Origin of the sequence: Neorhizobium tunisiense, assembly GCF_039631515.1 — a bacterium.
In the GTDB taxonomy this organism is placed as follows: Bacteria; Pseudomonadota; Alphaproteobacteria; order Rhizobiales; family Rhizobiaceae; genus Neorhizobium.
Genome location: NZ_JBDIUU010000004.1, coordinates 313,990 through 330,461 on the forward strand (window position 1 = coordinate 313,990; position 16,472 = coordinate 330,461).

At 59.0% G+C, this 16,472-nt stretch carries 15 protein-coding genes; 5 read left to right on the top strand and 10 right to left on the bottom strand.

The window, feature by feature from the left end; translation table 11 throughout:
• Positions 1-31 precede the first annotated feature (31 nt).
• Both ABCW43_RS17805 and ABCW43_RS17810 read right to left on the bottom strand, forming a co-directional pair.
• Positions 32-1,486, bottom strand: a complete 1,455-nt coding sequence (locus ABCW43_RS17805; RefSeq protein WP_345926793.1) for a glycoside hydrolase family 15 protein — start codon at positions 1,484-1,486, stop codon at positions 32-34.
• A gap of 877 nt (positions 1,487-2,363) precedes the next feature.
• Positions 2,364-3,335 carry a mannonate dehydratase gene (locus ABCW43_RS17810; protein WP_345926951.1) on the bottom strand — a complete coding sequence of 324 codons (972 nt, stop codon included), beginning with the start codon at positions 3,333-3,335 and terminating at the stop codon, positions 2,364-2,366.
• Between the two features lie 386 nt (positions 3,336-3,721).
• Here ABCW43_RS17810 and ABCW43_RS17815 point away from each other — a divergent pair, with 386 nt between their 5' ends.
• From ABCW43_RS17815 to ABCW43_RS17835, 5 genes are read left to right on the top strand one after another with little or no spacing between them, the layout of a single operon-like run.
• On the top strand, positions 3,722-5,266 hold the full coding sequence (locus ABCW43_RS17815) for an ABC transporter substrate-binding protein (RefSeq protein ID WP_445738973.1): 1,545 nt from the start codon (positions 3,722-3,724) through the stop codon (positions 5,264-5,266).
• Positions 5,267-5,292: 26 nt separating this feature from the next.
• Positions 5,293-6,321 carry an ABC transporter permease gene (locus ABCW43_RS17820; RefSeq protein ID WP_345926797.1) on the top strand — a complete coding sequence of 343 codons (1,029 nt, stop codon included), beginning with the start codon at positions 5,293-5,295 and terminating at the stop codon, positions 6,319-6,321.
• A complete protein-coding gene (locus tag ABCW43_RS17825; protein ID WP_345926799.1) occupies positions 6,318-7,220 on the top strand; it encodes an ABC transporter permease in 903 nt (300 codons plus the stop codon). Before ABCW43_RS17820 ends, ABCW43_RS17825 begins: the two co-directional genes overlap by 4 nt.
• Positions 7,207-8,052: an ABC transporter ATP-binding protein gene (locus ABCW43_RS17830; RefSeq protein WP_046630264.1), complete on the top strand. Its 846-nt coding sequence runs from the start codon at positions 7,207-7,209 to the stop codon at positions 8,050-8,052. The genes ABCW43_RS17825 and ABCW43_RS17830 overlap by 14 nt, the downstream gene beginning before the upstream one ends.
• Positions 8,049-8,786 carry an ABC transporter ATP-binding protein gene (locus ABCW43_RS17835; protein ID WP_345926802.1) on the top strand — a complete coding sequence of 246 codons (738 nt, stop codon included), beginning with the start codon at positions 8,049-8,051 and terminating at the stop codon, positions 8,784-8,786. Before ABCW43_RS17830 ends, ABCW43_RS17835 begins: the two co-directional genes overlap by 4 nt.
• A gap of 147 nt (positions 8,787-8,933) precedes the next feature.
• Here the strand turns inward: ABCW43_RS17835 and ABCW43_RS17840 are convergent, their stop codons facing one another.
• The 8 genes from ABCW43_RS17840 to ABCW43_RS17875 form a co-directional block, all read right to left on the bottom strand.
• Positions 8,934-9,338, bottom strand: coding sequence for a type II toxin-antitoxin system VapC family toxin (locus tag ABCW43_RS17840; protein WP_345926804.1), 405 nt, complete (start codon positions 9,336-9,338; stop codon positions 8,934-8,936).
• Positions 9,335-9,568, bottom strand: coding sequence for an AbrB/MazE/SpoVT family DNA-binding domain-containing protein (locus ABCW43_RS17845; protein WP_345926953.1), 234 nt, complete (start codon positions 9,566-9,568; stop codon positions 9,335-9,337). Before ABCW43_RS17845 ends, ABCW43_RS17840 begins: the two co-directional genes overlap by 4 nt.
• A gap of 270 nt (positions 9,569-9,838) precedes the next feature.
• On the bottom strand, positions 9,839-10,102 hold the full coding sequence (locus tag ABCW43_RS17850) for a hypothetical protein (protein ID WP_345926806.1): 264 nt from the start codon (positions 10,100-10,102) through the stop codon (positions 9,839-9,841).
• 92 nt (positions 10,103-10,194) lie between these two features.
• Positions 10,195-10,431 carry a hypothetical protein gene (locus ABCW43_RS17855; RefSeq protein ID WP_345926807.1) on the bottom strand — a complete coding sequence of 79 codons (237 nt, stop codon included), beginning with the start codon at positions 10,429-10,431 and terminating at the stop codon, positions 10,195-10,197.
• A 933-nt stretch (positions 10,432-11,364) separates the two neighbouring features.
• A complete protein-coding gene (locus ABCW43_RS17860; RefSeq protein ID WP_345926809.1) occupies positions 11,365-12,192 on the bottom strand; it encodes a class I SAM-dependent methyltransferase in 828 nt (275 codons plus the stop codon).
• 80 nt (positions 12,193-12,272) lie between these two features.
• Positions 12,273-12,986, bottom strand: a complete 714-nt coding sequence (locus ABCW43_RS17865; protein ID WP_345926811.1) for a ThiF family adenylyltransferase — start codon at positions 12,984-12,986, stop codon at positions 12,273-12,275.
• A 64-nt stretch (positions 12,987-13,050) separates the two neighbouring features.
• On the bottom strand, positions 13,051-14,499 hold the full coding sequence (locus tag ABCW43_RS17870; RefSeq protein ID WP_345926813.1) for an aKG-HExxH-type peptide beta-hydroxylase: 1,449 nt from the start codon (positions 14,497-14,499) through the stop codon (positions 13,051-13,053).
• Positions 14,500-14,767: 268 nt separating this feature from the next.
• Entirely contained in the window at positions 14,768-16,465 is a 1,698-nt protein-coding gene (locus tag ABCW43_RS17875) for a S8 family serine peptidase (RefSeq protein ID WP_345926815.1), read from the bottom strand.
• Positions 16,466-16,472 lie beyond the last annotated feature (7 nt).

Genomic DNA, 16,472 nt, shown 5'->3' on the forward strand with positions numbered 1-16,472 from the left:
TCCTCCATATCTCGAAAAAGCGTAGGCGCCCTCAGGTGGCCGTGGCTAATGCTGCACCCGCAAGGTTCTGAGGATTCTTGCCTTTGGCTTTGCTGCTCCCACTGCTCACCGTCTTCCGGGCGACGGCGGAGCCGGCTCTGACCGCAGACAAGAAGGAAGCATAGCTCCACGTCAGGTTACGCACGCTTTTTTCGTAACCCGTGCTTCCATCGAACTGCTCGCTCAGCTCGTAGTGATCGCTGTGATAGACGACCGCACGCAGCATGGCGTCGGAGGAGGCGCGTAGCGCTGCTGCTGCATTCGCTGGAGTACTGGAAACACTGATGGAGAGTCCGTCGAAGAAGGGCTTGGAAAGGTCGTCAAGCGGGATGGTGCCGCCCGCCTCGATGGCATTGGCGAGCCGGTATTGAAACTCCGCGAAGTTGGCCGTGCACAGAGCCCAGGGATGCCCGCCGGTGACTGGCTGAGCGACGTCCCCGTCATAATGATCTCCGGGATAACGTCCGAATAGCGGACCAATGCCTTTACCGGCATCAGCGCCGTTAATTGGATAGAAGGTGGAAACCGACGGCTCGGCCCATTGGCGTCTCAGGATAGCAGCCGTCGCCAGGACTTTCGTATCCGTTGGCTCAATTGCGCCATAGCAAACAGAAGATATGATATCGATGTTTGCGTCATAGCCGGGTTGCGTGGCGGCATCGAGGACGCTCACATAGAGTTGCCCGTTCCAGTGAGCCGCAAGCTGACTTTCCAACCATGCAATCGCATCAGCGACCGCTGCAGGCACGGCAACGCCGATCAAATTCTTGGAAATCTCCCGGAAAAATCGCAGTTGCACGGCTCTCGCAAAGAAGGAGTACCCGACATACTCCTCCCACAGATTGGCGGTCTTGTTCTGATAGACCTGTAGGAGATATGACAGATTGGTTTCAACCAGCTGCTTGGCGAGGCTCTGCGTATCGCCGTCAAGCTGGTCGAAGGTAATCAGAAGCGCGATCGACTGAATGGCCGGACCGTCATTCTGTTCGGACCACGGGCGAATATCGCCGGCAACCGTAAAGCAGGCATGGCCGAGCGTCACCGCGGACGAGTTCTTGGCATTGGTTTGGCAGAGAGCGGCGAAGTTCACGTAGTCGACGAGAGCCGGAACGCCCCCACCTTTAACAGGCGGCAGATCCGCTGACGCGATCTCTATGGCGGTAATTGCGCTATCCCGAACCCAGTTGAACACGTAGTCCTGATCCACACCTGGTGTATTCGCGGGATAGGAAGGTGCGGCAATGACGCAGCCCGGTTTGGAAAAAACGCCCGAGCTTGCAGGATCTTCGATGACATAACCGCTGCTCGTTACGTTCCGCATCAGCAGCAGCAGGAAATAACGTGACAGAGCCACCAAATCGGTCTGAGCGAAAGCAGGCGCTGGAGTTCTTGCAGGCGTACTGGCGCCCACCGCCGGACCTAAACCGGCCGGGTTCGTGCTTATCATAGCTGGCTCCAAAATCAGTTGTGATCAGATCAGCAAGAAAATGCTCTGTTGCCACTCGGTGGAGATGCTCCGCCAACTTGACGCTGCAAAAGCATCTCAGCCCGCCTCATCCCCTCCCCGGAACTCAACATCCTTGGAACGGAAGAACCTTCACCGTTAAATGTTCTCGATCATCTCAGATATTACACTCGCAGATCGGGTGTTGATCCTGCTTCAGACATGCGAAAGCGATCCCCGGCACCAGGAAGTAGCCGAGTGTGAGCTGCCGGCGATACAGAAAACGAGGTCATCAGAGTCTTGAAAATGACGTCTAAGATGCGATCTCAGGGAAAACTTATTGGAAGACGAACAGTACGAATTACCGAACTATATACACGTTGCGCCGGCTACCAGCAGTCAACAAAGCCTATTCTCAGCCAGTCCAGGAAGACCAGATCGTCTTGTGCCAGAGGGCGCAGATATCGCTACCTATGCGAGATTTTCTCTCGAATACACATTTATCGCAAGTTGATTCCGGCCGCAACAGAAAAACTCGATCGCGAGATTATTTCTGGACGCGGCGCTTGGAAAGTCGGCCTGGATCCCTGGGCGCCTTCCTGAATTCGCATGAATCACTGCGGTCAGCGGTGGCGCCGAAATGGCCGGCCACGCGGAAAGCGTTGTTTATGACTTCGCGTGGAATGCATCATTTTACAACGCACACTCGCCGCCGCAAATCGGCGACGAGGCTTTGGATTTCGAGGCCCCTGTCACTGGCCCGACGACCCGGTAATGGACAATAGGCGACGTGTGATATCCCAAAAAATGGCACTTCTGGATCGAAGCCGCCGAGCCGGCAGCGTCGATCACCGACGTGGCGTATGGGTGGTCGTCAAAGTCACTGTTTCATCGCTTCGAGCAGGGCTGTGATATAGCCGTAGCAAAACGCAAAGGCTACGCCCGTGGGGTCGCGGCCGCTGATCGTGGGAACGTGATCCGGCATGATCATGTAGCGATAGCCGACCTCCTTATAGATTTTGAGGGAACGAACCATGTCCATGTCGCCCTCGTCCGGAAAGGTTTCCATGAAGGAGAGCTTTCCGCCCGCGATATTACGGAAATGCACATTGAAAATCTTGCCGCGTGTCCCGAACCAGCGGATGATGTCGTCGATTTCCTCTCTGGGGTTCTCCAACATCTCGCCGATCGAACCCTGACAAAAATTGAGACCGTGATAGGGGCTCTCGCGCATGAGCACGAACTTCTTCAGACCCTCGACGGTACCGAGCACGCGGGTAACGCCCTTGTAGCCGGGCGGGGTGTAGGGGTCATGCGGATGGCAGGCGAGCCGCACCCTGTTGCTCTCCGCGACAGGCACGACGCGTTCGAGAAAATAGTCGATCCGCTCCCAGTTTTCATCCTCCGACAGCACGCCCGCCAGACCCGGCGCGGCCTGCTGATCGGCCTTGTCCCAGCGAAACGCTTCGTTGAGTGACCCGCCCCGCCCGGGCTCCATCTGCGTACGCGGGATGCCGATCAGATTGAGATTGTATTTCACCGACGGGATTCCGGCCTTGGCCGTTTCCTCGATCAACCTGCACACCGCGTCGATCTGCCGGTCGCGGTCGGGACCCTTGAGAAGGATATCCGGATAGGATGCCTTCTCTATGGGCTGTGACGGAAGCGGAAGCTGGATCATGTCGAGGATGAGGCCGAAGCTTTCGATCTTGTCACGATGACGTTCGAGATCTTCCAGTTTCCAGCTCGAAGGCGCGCCGGGTGGGTCTGCGCAGATGTGTTTCAATCCCAGCTGCGCAAAAACGCGGTAATCGTCATCATCTCTCGCGCCAACTTGTGTGCCCACATACATTTTCATACCCTCCCTAAGCGTATCATATATCATACGACCTAATATGATTTCTCACCGGCTGTCGAGCATCTTCGTGCGGCAGGCGTGGAGATTGGTTTGGCGGAATTGTACCCTGAACAGCCAGCCGCCATCGACGACTCGCGCCGAGGTCTCCCAATAATATGTCCTGATAATGCGTATTATCTCAGGGATGAACCGCCGATTCATCATCCTGTGCAAAATAAAGGCTAACGGAAGGCTGTCGCGGCAAGCTTGCCATCCCCGGAAAAGTTGGCTAAGTCATCATACAACATATGAATGACCGGCTATGTCTTTGGTTCACTCTGGGAGGAGTTACAATGAAATACCTTTGCGCCCGATTGCTCGTCGGTGCGGCTTTTGCCGTGATGTCGTTCGGCACGCCAGTAGCTTTTGCCGAGACGCCTGCCAATCAACTTGTCATTGCGACCTCGCTTGCCCAGGTTCTCTCGCTGGATCCGCATCAGGCGACGGAAGCCAAAGCCAACGAGATCATGGCAAACCTTTACGATCGCCTGGTTTCGACCGACGGTTCCGGAAAGATTTCCCCGCAACTCGCCGAAAAGTGGGAGATCGATGATAAGGGGATTACGTTCCATCTGCGCAAAGCGGAATTCGCCTCGGGCAATCCGGTCACTTCCGCAGACGTGGTATACTCGATCACCCGCCTCCTGAAACTCGACCAGGCCGCGGCCGCCAATCTCAAGCGTGTCGGCTACAACGGCGGCAACGTTGAAAAGCTGGTAACGGCGCCTGACGAAAAGACGGTCCGCATAGACCTGTCCGGCGAGGTCACGTCGGAACTCCTGCTCTATCGCCTGGCGATGGTCATCGCGAGCGTTGTCGACAGCAAGGAACTGAAGAGCCATGTCGTCAACGACGACTGGGGCAATGCATGGCTACGCACAAATTCGGCAGGCTCGGGCCCTTTCACGCTGAACAAGTGGACGCCGAACGAGATCGTCATTCTCGACGCCAGCAAGAATTACGTCGCCGGACCGCCGAAGATGCGTCGCGTCGTGGTTCGCCATGTGCCTGAAAGCCAGGTCGAGCGGCTGATGCTCGAACGTGGCGATATCGACGTGGCGAGCGCACTGACCGCGACCGATCTTGCAACGTTCACCGGCAAGCAGGGTTTTGAAATTCAGCGCGTACCCACAGGGGGCTTCTATGTCCTGTCGATGAACGCCGGCAAGGAACCGCTTTCCAATCCGAAGGTCCGCGAAGCGATTGCCTACGGCATCGACTACAAGGGCATGGAAAAGGCGATCATGGGGCCATACGGCCGCGCACGCACGGTTCCCGTTCCGGAAAACTTCGAATTTGCTATTCCGAGCCCTGATTGGAAGCTGGACGTGGCAAAGGCAAAGGCCTTGCTGGCGGAAGCCGGCTACAAGGACGGCTTCACGCTGAACCTGAAGACGATCGCCCAGACGCCGCGCATCGATCTTGCAACCGCGATCCAGGCCTCGCTCGGCCAGATCGGCGTGAAGATCAATATCATGCAGGGCAATGGTGCCGATATCATCGCCGCGCACCGAGCGCGAGATTTCGATCTCCTGATCCCGCAGACTGGTGCCTATATGCCGAATGTCCTGGGCGCGATGGAACAATTCTCGAGCAATCCGGATAATTCGCTGAAGGCCAACAATGCGGGCAACTTCGTATGGCGCTCCGGCTGGGACATTCCCGAGCTGACGGCCATCACCGCCAAGGCTGCGCTGGAGCCGGACGCGAAGAAGCGCGGCGCGCTTTACGTTCAGATGCAGGAAATGTTCGTTGCCCAGAAACCTGCTGTTCTGCCGCTTTTCGAACGCTACGAACCGATCGTCCTGACGAGCCGTGTGGAGGGCTATGTCGGGCATCCGAGCCAGACGACACGTCTGGAAGGCGTCACCAAGACCGATAAGTAACTCAACGTCAGGTCAGGCAGCCGATCATGAAGGAACTTTCGTTAGGCGAGCTGGGACGACGACTTCTACATCTCATCGTCAGCCTGTTCATCCTGTTGTGCGTCACCTTCGTGATCGGCCGCGTCATGCCGACCGATCCGGTCGGGGCCATTGTCGGCGAACTCGCCGATCCGAAAGCCTACGAGGCCATGCGCGTCCGGCTTGGCCTCGATCTGCCGCTCTACCAGCAATTCTTCGTTTATGTCTGGGGACTGCTGCATGGCGATATGGGCACGGCCATCCTGACCGGCAACCCGGTTACCAAGGACCTGTCCCAGGCATTTCCGGCAACGCTGGAACTTGCGACGCTCGCGGTGTTGATTTCCACCCTGATCGGCGTTCCTCTCGGCCTGGCGGCCGGTCTTTTCAGGGATAGCGCGATCGACAAGTTCGCCCGCGTCTTCGCGCTGGTGGGACATTCGATCCCGGTCTTTTGGTTCGGTATCGTGGGGTTGGTCATCTTCTATGCCGGCCTCAACCTGGTCGGCGGGCCGGGCCGCGTCGATGTCTTCTACGAAGGCCTGATCGAGCCGACCACGGGGCTGATGCTGGTCGACACCCTGCTCGAAGGCGAGACTGAGATATTCTGGAATGCCCTCTCGCATATCATTCTGCCGGCCTGCATCCTCGCTTATATGGCCATGGCCTATATCACGCGCATGACCCGCGCGTTCACGCTGGAGCAGCTGAACCAGGACTATGTCATCGCCGCACGTGCCAAGGGCGTCGGTCCGGTCCGCACGGTCATCAGCCACGTCCTGCCCAATATCGCCGTTCAATTGATCACGGTCCTCGCGATCTCCTACGGCAACCTGCTGGAAGGCGCCGTGGTAACGGAGATCGTATTTTCCTGGCCGGGCATCGGTCAGTACATGACCAATGCGCTCATGATCGGCGACATGAACGCAATCCTCGCGGCGACCATCATTGTTGGTTTCATCTTCATGTTCCTCAATTTCGTTGCAGACATTGCCTACGCGCTTCTCGATCCGCGTACCCGGGAGGCCGCACGATGAGCAATATAGCCCAGGACGACGCCAGCATCCGGCCGCCGGCAATCGGCACCCGGATATGGAACTCGACCGCCCGTATTCTGCACAAGCTCGCCGACGAGCCGCTTGGCATGATTGGTTTCATCATCCTCGCCATCCTGGTTGTGGTCGCGATCTTTGCGCCGCTGATCGCGCCTTACGATCCCGCGGCCCAGACATTGAGCGACGCGCTTCAGCCTCCAAGCTTCGCGCATCTGGCCGGCACGGACGAATTCGGGCGCGATATCTTCAGCCGTCTCGTTCACGGCACGCGCATCACGATCCAGACGGTCCTGTCCGTCTCGGTGATTGTCGGCCCGATCGGCCTGGTGATCGGGGTCGTCGCAGGCTTTTTCGGCGGACGCACCGACGCCATCCTGATGCGGGCGACGGATATCGTCCTGTCTTTTCCATCGTTGATCCTGGCGCTTGCCTTCGCCGCCGCTCTCGGGGCCGGTTTGGGAACCGCGATCGTCGCCATTTCGCTGACGGCATGGCCGCCGATCGCCCGGCTCGCACGGGCGGAGGCGCTTGTCGTGCGCAACGCGGATTACGTGGCCGCCGCCCGGCTTTACGGCGCTTCACCGTTGCGCATCCTGCTTCTCTATATCGCTCCGATGTGCATTCCCTCGGTGATCGTGCGGCTGACGCTCAACATGGCAGGCATCATCCTGACGGCGGCTTCCCTCGGCTTCCTCGGCCTTGGCGCGCAGCCGCCGCTGCCGGAATGGGGCGCGATGATCTCCAGCGGGCGAAAATTCATGCTCGATTACTGGTGGGTCGCGGTGATGCCCGGCGTCGCCATTCTGCTGACCAGCCTTGCCTTCAACATCGCCGGAGACACGCTTCGCGATCTATTGGACCCGCGCCATGCCAGATCTTGATGAAACGCCTGTCCTGTCCGTTCGCGACCTGAACGTCCGCTTCGGCCGAAACTCCATTCCGGCGGTCTCCAACGTCAGCTTTGATGTCGGGCGGGAGCGCATCGGCATCGTCGGCGAATCCGGTTCGGGCAAATCGACAACCGGCCGCGCCATCATGCGGCTCCTGCCGCAACGCGCCGCCGTGACCGCCGAGCGAATGGATTTCCTCGGCAGCCCGTTGCTGGAAAAGACCGAACGGCAGATGGGAGGCCTTCGCGGCAAAGACATCGCCCTGATCATGCAGGATCCGCGCTATTCGCTGAACCCTGTCCTGACCATCGGAAAGCAGGTTGCCGAGGCCGCAAAGCTGCATCTTGGCGTCCGCGGCAAGGATGCCGTCGCGCGTGCCCGCGACATGCTGGCGAGAGTGCGCATCAACGATCCCGATCGCGTCCTGTCTCTTTACCCGCACCAGATATCCGGCGGCATGGGCCAGCGCGTGATGATTGCGATGATGCTTCTGGCGCGCCCCAAGCTCGTGATCGCCGATGAACCGACGTCTGCGCTCGACGTCAGCGTCCGCAAGGACGTTCTGATGCTGCTTGATGAACTGGTACGGGAGAACAATTCCGGCCTGATCCTCATCAGCCACGACATCCGCATGGTCGCAGCTTTTTGCGAGCGCATTCTGGTCATGTATAGCGGCCGCGTCGTCGAAACGCTGAGCAGGCTCGAAGATGCGGCGCATCCCTATACCCGAGGCCTGATAGCCGCGATGCCGGATCCCAAACATCCCGTCCGGCGCCTGAAAGTCCTCGATCGCAAATCCATCGAAGTGGAGACCAATCCATGATCAAGGTCGAAAACCTCGATGTCGTTTATGGCTCCAAGGATAAGAGCAATCATGTCGTACGCGGTGTCAGTTTCGCCGTGAGCCGCGGCGAGACGCTCGGCATCGTCGGTGAATCCGGTTGCGGCAAGTCGACGGTGCTGCGCTCGCTTGCCGGCCTGGAGGGCGCATGGACAGGATCGATCTCGTTTGACGGCAAGCCGGTCGGCAAGGTGCGGACACGCGAAGAACTGAAACTTGCCCAGATGGTGTTTCAAGACCCCTACGGGTCCCTGCATCCGCGGCACCGCATCGGGACCGCGCTCGCCGAACCCATCCGGTCGATGGGCGGTGGCGATGGTTGGGCAAGGGTCGCGGAGGCACTGCAACAGGTCGGCTTGCCGGCGCATTTCGCCAGTCGTTTCCCGCATGAACTTTCCGGCGGCCAGCGTCAGCGCGTGGCGATTGCACGCGCCCTGATCCTGTCGCCGCCGATCCTGCTTCTCGACGAGCCGACGTCGGCGCTCGATGTCTCGATCCAGGCGGAAGTGCTCAATCTGCTCGCAGACCAGCGGGAGGAGCGCAGTCTGACGTTCATCCTTGTCAGCCACGATCTCTCCGTCATCTCCCATATGTGTGATCGGGTCCTCGTCATGCAGAATGGCGTATTCGTCGACGAACTCAGCAGAGAGGATCTGCAGGCGGGCGTGACCCACGCGAGCTATTCCCGCGAGCTGTTTGAGGCCAGCTTCTTGTAGCTCATACACTCCAAACCGGCGACCTGTCGGACAGGAAGGTCGCTCGCTTCGCGACTGGCACCGGCGCGACAAGTTCAGGGTATGAACTGCACCGAGGCTGCGATCCTATAACCAAAGCAGGGAGACTTCGCGCCGCCTCATATGGCATCACGAATCCGGGGTGATCAGCTCAATTGTCGGGAAGTAGGTTCGATAACGGCCGATGTCCCGCGTCAGCAGGGGCAGTTTCCACACAGCTGCCTGCGAACCGATGAAAAAGTCCGGTAACACGCCAGTGCGCGAACCGCCGGCCCCGCGGTATTGCCTGAATACCTTTCCAGCGAGAAACAAGGCCGCGCGCGGTAACGAAGTAAGCTCTAAGCCGGCTTCTTCGATGAAGGCATCAAGTTCTTCGATGCGTTCATAACGAACAGCGAGTTCTGCGTAGATTACCTCGTTGATCAACAACGGCCCTGCGAGGCTGGCAGCTTCCAGCTGCGCTACGGACCAGTCCGCCCAGATCGGATCATTGGTCACAAGATCGAGCAGTACATTTGTGTCAACGAGCGTCACGCTTCGCCACGTGTCATCGCCATGATGGCATCGGTACCGAGCCCCTTCCCGGCATGGCCACGAAGTCTTTGGAAGCGGCTTGCCGGCTGCTTCTTGTCAGCCCTTGTTAGTACAACGCTTCCATCGGCAGCTCGATGGAAATTGACCTTGCTGCCGGGAACGATTCCGAGCAGGTCCCGAACCGCCTTCGGAATCGTGACCTGCCCTTTTGCTGTGACTGTTGTCGCCATTTTCCGTGACCTTGTAATACCGTATAGCACAAAGGTATTACCATCGAGGACGAAGATCAATGCCATGTGGCTTTTCGGCGAAAATGGAGCTTGGGACGGATGGCCATTCATCGGAACCAGGTCATTGAGGCGACGCGATGGACGAAGCCTTCGAAGTGAACAGTTCTGCGATCGTATCGGGTGGCGAAGCGGTGCGGAAAAAGCATATGAGCCATCAGCGACAGAAAAGCGCCGGGAAATCCCGGCGCTCTATATTGGAACCGTCGGTGGTTATCGGGCGCGGACCACGCCGTCGTAATAGTCACCGCTGTCGATCATCGGTACCGCCGGATTATCGAGACGCCGATCATGCTTCAACGGATAGCCATAACGGGTGACCGAGGGGATACCCAGTGAATCCGCCGTGACCGCCAGTTGGTCGCGGTCGGGAGAGGCGCCCTCATAATACTCGCCTTCCTGCGCAAAGGCACTGCTGCCTGCAATGGCGGATGCCACCAGAGTGGCGAGGATGGTGGAGATGACAGAGTTTTTCATAGTCGTTGTTCCTTGTTTAGCCTGATCGGCTTCTGGTGCGACCCAGCCGATCGATGTCTTGAACGAACTGTTTGGATGCTTGCTTCTGGGGTCTACTGCCGTTCGTCGCCGGCAAGCCGGTTGTCGCGACGGGTTGGGGCGCGGACCTGCGCCACCTCACGCGTGACATCGGCTTTTGCCTTGGCTTCGGCGGCATCCCCCGGCGCGGTGGACGAAACCTCGTTTCCGGTGGACAACCGATGGCCGTCATAAGCCAGGACATGCCCGGCAAACGAAGCCATGCAGGCCGCGGCGACGAGGAAGGCAATCTTCTCTATATGCACAGTCATTTTTCACTCCATTGTTTGGCGAAACCCGCCTCTGCGGACGTCGTGTTTGATTTTAAGTCTGGCGAGACAGCAGTCGCTGCCCGCGATTTCCCGAATGACTGGAGGATCCCCTCTCGGCCCGTTGAACGGTATTGCCGAAGCTCTCCGGAACTCCTCATCCTTCGGAGACGAAAGTAGGCACGAGACCAACCCCACCGGCTTGACGCAGTTGTGAGCGCAGATGCCCCGGCCGATCGGTGATGTGTTGCCGGAGACAGCCAATGCCAGCCAGCCGGACTGTGTTCTTCACCGTCTTTCGTGATGAGACTTTCTCTCGAACCCGTCATCGCCCCGCCAGCGCGGCGTTAAACTTCCGTAAAAAATTGCGGTGGCGAGAAAAACAATGGGGAGAGTGAGGCAAATAGAATTTTGTATTTCAGCGAACGTATAAATATATTCCGATAGAATATCACAACGACGGAATTTTTAAAAGAATAGTTTCTGTCTCGCGATGCCGATAACGCTTGGATTAACCTGACAGATACTCGAAATCCGCGCGCGAATTCGTCGTCGAGCCTAAAAGTTTCCGATCCTATCTCGCGCGGCATGTGGGCGGCTTGATATTGTGATTGTGTCAGGCGTCCCCGGACGCCTTGAGCTATGGGAGATGATCGCCGCAAATCAAACTGAAATGGAATGCGCACCGGGCGTCGCTTGAAGGCTCTCCCGACGTGACTAACGTTGCAACCGTCGCCGCAATAACCAACCAGCGAAGCCTGGACGGGGAAATCTCGACGTCTGCCCATTGGGGGAAAATCTTACGTGGCCGAAATCAAGAATTTTATCGCGACACTGGGGTCGTAGAAGCTTGGCTTCCACAGCGGATGTTTGCCCGAACCCGGCCTGCTGTTTTGAGAATCCGGAAGATAACCTGAATTGATGCCGATCCCGGTCTTATGAATATGCGCCTGGGAGACTAACTGCCCTTGCTGCCTCAATCCAAAAGCTGCGCCGGGCCACAGTCGGGCGGCGAGCGGAAGCATGGCGATTGGACGTGACCGCTTCGAACGCCAACGGGACTTCTGAGCGTTCGCGTTGCGTCACGCCTTCGGCAATGATCTGTTCGCCGGCGCGCGCGACCAGTAGATATGGGTGTCGGTGATGCGCCAGCTTGCTGATCAGCCGGCGGCGTTTCGCCATCGCCTCCGCCAATTCCTGCATCTTCGGAACCGTGTGCAAGATATCGCGCGCCAGCCGGGCTGCGGCACTGTCTTCGAAATGGAACCGAGGTAGCCGCTTGATCTTCCCGACACTCAACCCCGCGTCTTCGTGAACCGACACGATGTCGTTCAGTCCGTCGGGCACCCACCCCAGGCCGAACATCTCCTTCTCCTCCTGGCGAAGAGAAGGAGGTGCGTCGGCGTCGTAGATATAGTGGCAATCCATCAGGAGACCGCCGGGCCTCAGGCATCTCGCCACCATTCGGTAGAGATCCAGCGGCCGCTCGAAAAAGGCAGCACTTCCTCCGCATATGATGACATCCGCCTCCGATACGATGTCTGGGAGTGCGGCAATGTCGACGCAGGAAAATATCGCCGTCGAGACCTCCAGCCGTGCCACCTCGCGCGCAACCTCGATGATCGCGGGATTTTCGTCCACGCCGATCACTTCGGCTCGCGGAAAGGCCCGTGCAACCCGGCGGCTGATCCAGCCGGTATTGCAGCCGAAGTCGACAATCTTGCGCGAGCCGCTGGGAAGGGCAGCAAGAATCGCCTCCATCATTGCTTCCCCGCCGGGCGGTACGTTCTTCTGCTTCAGAGCCGCGACGACCGAGAAATAGTAGTCCTGGGAAGAGAGGGGCTTCATGGCTGACACACCTTGCAATCGAGGTTCTTGGAAACCGGATGGAGTGAGGCATGGCCCGTGGCCGGATTGAAGAGCCAGCGATGGCCGCGCAATGAACTGCGGTGGGTAAGGCGTTCGATGGCGATCTGCGAAACCGCAAAACAAGCGATCAGGGCGTTATCGGCCGGCGACGGCGGCGCTGCGCGCGCCGTGTCCACCGATGCCAGCGATGTCGAGCAGCAGAAAGGGCAGGCATCATCCGGTTGCGCCACCAGTGGCCCGGTGACACAAAACGGTCCGATCTGGCCGACATGCAGGTAAGGCGGAGGCTCCGACGCCGTCGCATGATATTCCGCCAGGAATTGGCGGGCCAGGGAAACGTCGTCCTCTGCAAGTATCAGGAAAGGTTTACGTGTCCGGGCCAGAGTGAGCCGGGCAGCTTCCGCCCCATCGGCGAACTGGGTCATGATCGCAACCGCGGCGGAAAAGCGGGAGGCGAGATACGTTGCCAACCGGTCACTCTTTAATCGGCCGGTATCTTCCGTCCCACAGGTCATCCGTTTTTGGCTGCTCTCTTCGATGCAGTCGCCGTCCACGAGGAAGAAATTGCGAGCCCCGAGCGCTGCGAGCTGGGAGGCGATCTGGGAGCCGAGGCTTCCGCATCCGACAATTACGAAATCCGTGTCGTGAATGACATCAAAGAGATCGGCATGATATTCGAAGGCTATCATGATCGTTTACCTTGCTTGAACCGGCCGGGAACTTCTGAGAATTCAAAGGAACCGCGCTCAGCCATCACGCATGCTCCATCACTGTCGAAGTTGACGTTCCCGCCAGCGCGACATCCTGGATGCAAAGCTCACAGGGTGGCTGTCTGGCGGCTTTGCGGATCATATGGAGCCGGCCATCGTACCAGAGGCTGAGACCATCCCCGCTGCTCTGCAGCATCGGGCGGCCCATTCTCGGGTCGATGGGCTGCTCGCCCCGCAGAAGCACCTGCCCAAGATCCCAGGCCTGACGATCCACGACGCACAGGCGCTGGGCATAATAGGCTTGGCGCCGATCCGTCGGCTCGCACTCCAGAAGTCGGTCGATGAGCGCCAAGATTGCGGTGCCCCAGGATGGAATGACGGCGATGTCCCGGAGGTCGAGAAGAACATCGCCGCCCAGACGCTCGATCCCCTCGCGGGCGATATCGATGAGCGGAATCAGGCGGGCAGCATACGCAATAACAAAAGCTGCTTCCCGCGCGCGGTGCTCAGGCGTTGCTCTGAAAGGCAAGCATGCGATGCGGACGGCGCACTCCCAGGGAATGGCGTAGGCCGTATGCACGATGCTTTCGAGCGTCTGTAAACTGTGTGTGTATGGCGATACGTATCGGAGCTCGGCGGGCAGCGATGACGGCGCGGCCGCCGTATACAGCCGCAGCAGGACATGCCCCGCTTCGCACAGAAGCTCGGCGGCAGTCGCCGGATAGTCTTCGGCGTCCAGCTTTTCCTGCGACAGGACCGCGACGGCACTCCCCGGCAAGTCCCCGGAGCTGGAGAACGAGCTTATCGCACCGCGCCGGGTGCCGATATAAAGTGTGTGCAGCCCTGCAGTCAGCCGTTGATAGCCACCGGGATCGACGCTCGAAATCAATTCGATTGCCTTGGTGAGATGATCGTCGATCCGGTCCAGGTCATGGTCGCTCATCTGGGGTTGCTCGAAGCCGGGATCGGCCTGCCGGCAATGAGCGATGCGCTTGCGCATCGTACGGCTCGCTTCCAGACTGTCGATCAGGACGAGACCGATACCACAGGCAAGCCGGCGGGCGGGACGGCGCTCGAGCGCAAGGTCCTCAGCCACAAGATCAGGCTGCAGGCTGTAGTCCACAACTTCAGAACTGGCGCCGTCGACGTAGCTTTCTAGCCCCCCCTGAAGCTCATCCATCCAAGCCGCCAGCGCGGGAGACCGGTAAGGGTCGCTTCGCACGGGCAGGAAGGCTGCGGTGGGAAGGAACGCGGCGGCATCATGATATCCGCCATCGGCAAGGCCTGGAAAATAACGGGCCAGCGCCTCGACCCTTTCTCCGCAACCCGGCAGCTCGGAAGCAGCGGCAAGAATTCGGGCATAACGGGGTCGCTGTTTCAGCATGTTGCCCGTTGCAGCCGCATTCACGAAACCGGACTTCGAAAAGAGCGGATTGCGCTGGAGCAAAGCTCTCGCCTGATCCGCCAACGGCTCAATCTGATAAGCAGACATCCTAGCTCTCCTCACCCCGGACGCTTCGAACCTCATCATGAGGCGCGCCACTTCAGGGAAGATTAGTTGCCGCCAGAACCGGCCGTACCGACGGCCCTCCGGCTTGAAACCACGATCTCGTCTAGTCTTCCGTTGAGAGGAGCTTCTTGTGGACCCGTCATCGGCACGCCAGCACCGCGTTAAACTTCCGTGAAAAGGAAGCTTCGCCGACAAAAAAGCCCCCTTTTTAGGGGGGCTTCAATCCTGGTAACCCTGCCGAGAATCGGCCTTACGGAGACAACACTGCGGCGATGGCTGCCGGGACATCGGGCAGGCCGAACCCGAAGAAGTAGCTCATATCGAGAGCATCTTCGCCATCCGCATTCATGCAGTCCGCGGTCAATGCGCGTAGCCCCGGCGCGACCATCGCATCCAGCCGGGCCGTAGACTGGAGGATTGACTTGACCGAAGGGCCGGAGAGCCGTGCATCGCCACCGTTCCGGGTCTTATGTGCCCGCTGGATCAAGGCGCATATGCCCCCCACCTGTGCTGAGGCTCCCGACGTGCCCCCGAACGTGGTGTAGTAACCTCCACCAATGCCGGGATTGGCCCCGGACGGCACCATCGACGACCATGGATCCGCCCCCCGGTCATAACCGAATGCGCCGGGAAGGTCGGTCGTCAGCAGTGAGAAGTGAGAATACCTATATTCCCGCAGCCCGAATGCCTCATGATCATGTTGCGCAGCGAAAGGGGACAGACGGTCGACGCGTAACTGATGACGATTGAAGACTTCGCCGTCATCGGATGGCGAGACGACCGTAAGCCCCTCTCCGTAATTGCTGTATCCCGACCGGTAACCCTCAACCGTGACCGCGCCGACAGCGATTATTCCGTTGTCATCGGCGGCCAGATTGGCCGGATAGATCAACTGACTTTCGCCGCTGTTTCCCGCAGCGCAAACGATTGGAATGTGATGGCTGATGGCGACGATGAGCTGCTTGAGGATATGCCAGGCTCTATCGGGGTTTGATCCCTTTTGCGGGGCTTTGGGCTCCAGTTCGGCGCCCCCCTGCTCGGCCAACGATATACGCGCGAACAGATCGGCAGCAATTTGATTTTTCCAGCGTTCGAGATCAGCCTTCAATTCGTTCTTCGGAATAACTCGGCTGCGCTTCGGGTCCGGTAAGCCGCGTGGCAGGACGATAACATCGACGCGTTGATGATAGGCGTAGAGAAATGCGGCGATGAACTGCAGGACATCGTCCTCGAAAGACGTCCTGATCGAGATCACCCGGGAGAAGGGATCGACACCGAAATAGGGAAGAACGTTGCGATTGGCGCTCGGGCATGGCGTGCCACCAGCACCGTAGAATACGCCCTCGGGGAGAGCCGAGGGATCTCCGTCCTGCGTCGCTACGGCCGGTTCACCGGCGATCAGGCCGGCACAGCAGGTGCCATGGGAAGCAAAAAGCGACTCCGGGTGGAACAACCGTCGGACGACGCCCTGCGAGGCCGCATATTCCGCGACAATGTCGTCGAGATATTCCCGATCGTCGTTGGATAGGCCGAGATTTCCCAATGGCGCGATATCAAGCCCCGCGAAGAACGCCTGCTTTTCTTCACGGTCGAAGGATGTGGTCGCATCGAGGATTTCGGCGACGCGCGAACCGTAGCGGTGGCTCGTAAGGTCGATCGAGGCTTCACGGTCAAGCCTGGTCGCCAGATTCGGATGATCGGGCGCGATCCCAACATCGATCAGCGCCACACGGGCTGGATGGATGGAACCGGCAGCGGCAATCGTATCCCAGACACTTCCCCCGATCTCCGGGTCGGGGACCGGCCGCGCCGCAGTCTCGTTCTCGGACGGCGGTATGATTGGCGGCGAACCATAATCGGCATCGATGACACCCAACGCCGTCAGATGCCAGAGATAGTAGTAATTCATCGGCGCGGCCTGCGGCGCTTCCATGTCGGCGGACGTCATGATCTTC

Bases quoted from the DNA above. Each gene is read 5' to 3' on its own strand.
- ABCW43_RS17850 (WP_345926806.1), bottom strand. From the start codon at position 10,102: ATGAAAAACTCTGTCATCTCCACCATCCTCGCCACTCTGGTGGCATCC.
- ABCW43_RS17875 (WP_345926815.1), bottom strand. From the start codon at position 16,465: ATGACGTCCGCCGACATGGAAGCGCCGCAGGCCGCGCCGATGAATTAC.
- ABCW43_RS17870 (WP_345926813.1), bottom strand. From the start codon at position 14,499: ATGTCTGCTTATCAGATTGAGCCGTTGGCGGATCAGGCGAGAGCTTTG.
- ABCW43_RS17825 (WP_345926799.1), top strand. From the start codon at position 6,318: ATGAGCAATATAGCCCAGGACGACGCCAGCATCCGGCCGCCGGCAATC.
- ABCW43_RS17815 (WP_445738973.1), top strand. From the start codon at position 3,722: ATGTCGTTCGGCACGCCAGTAGCTTTTGCCGAGACGCCTGCCAATCAA.
- ABCW43_RS17865 (WP_345926811.1), bottom strand. From the start codon at position 12,986: ATGATAGCCTTCGAATATCATGCCGATCTCTTTGATGTCATTCACGAC.
- ABCW43_RS17820 (WP_345926797.1), top strand. From the start codon at position 5,293: ATGAAGGAACTTTCGTTAGGCGAGCTGGGACGACGACTTCTACATCTC.
- ABCW43_RS17860 (WP_345926809.1), bottom strand. From the start codon at position 12,192: ATGATGGAGGCGATTCTTGCTGCCCTTCCCAGCGGCTCGCGCAAGATT.
- ABCW43_RS17805 (WP_345926793.1), bottom strand. From the start codon at position 1,486: ATGATAAGCACGAACCCGGCCGGTTTAGGTCCGGCGGTGGGCGCCAGT.
- ABCW43_RS17855 (WP_345926807.1), bottom strand. From the start codon at position 10,431: ATGACTGTGCATATAGAGAAGATTGCCTTCCTCGTCGCCGCGGCCTGC.
- ABCW43_RS17830 (WP_046630264.1), top strand. From the start codon at position 7,207: ATGCCAGATCTTGATGAAACGCCTGTCCTGTCCGTTCGCGACCTGAAC.
- ABCW43_RS17845 (WP_345926953.1), bottom strand. From the start codon at position 9,568: ATGGCGACAACAGTCACAGCAAAAGGGCAGGTCACGATTCCGAAGGCG.
- ABCW43_RS17810 (WP_345926951.1), bottom strand. From the start codon at position 3,335: ATGTATGTGGGCACACAAGTTGGCGCGAGAGATGATGACGATTACCGC.
- ABCW43_RS17835 (WP_345926802.1), top strand. From the start codon at position 8,049: ATGATCAAGGTCGAAAACCTCGATGTCGTTTATGGCTCCAAGGATAAG.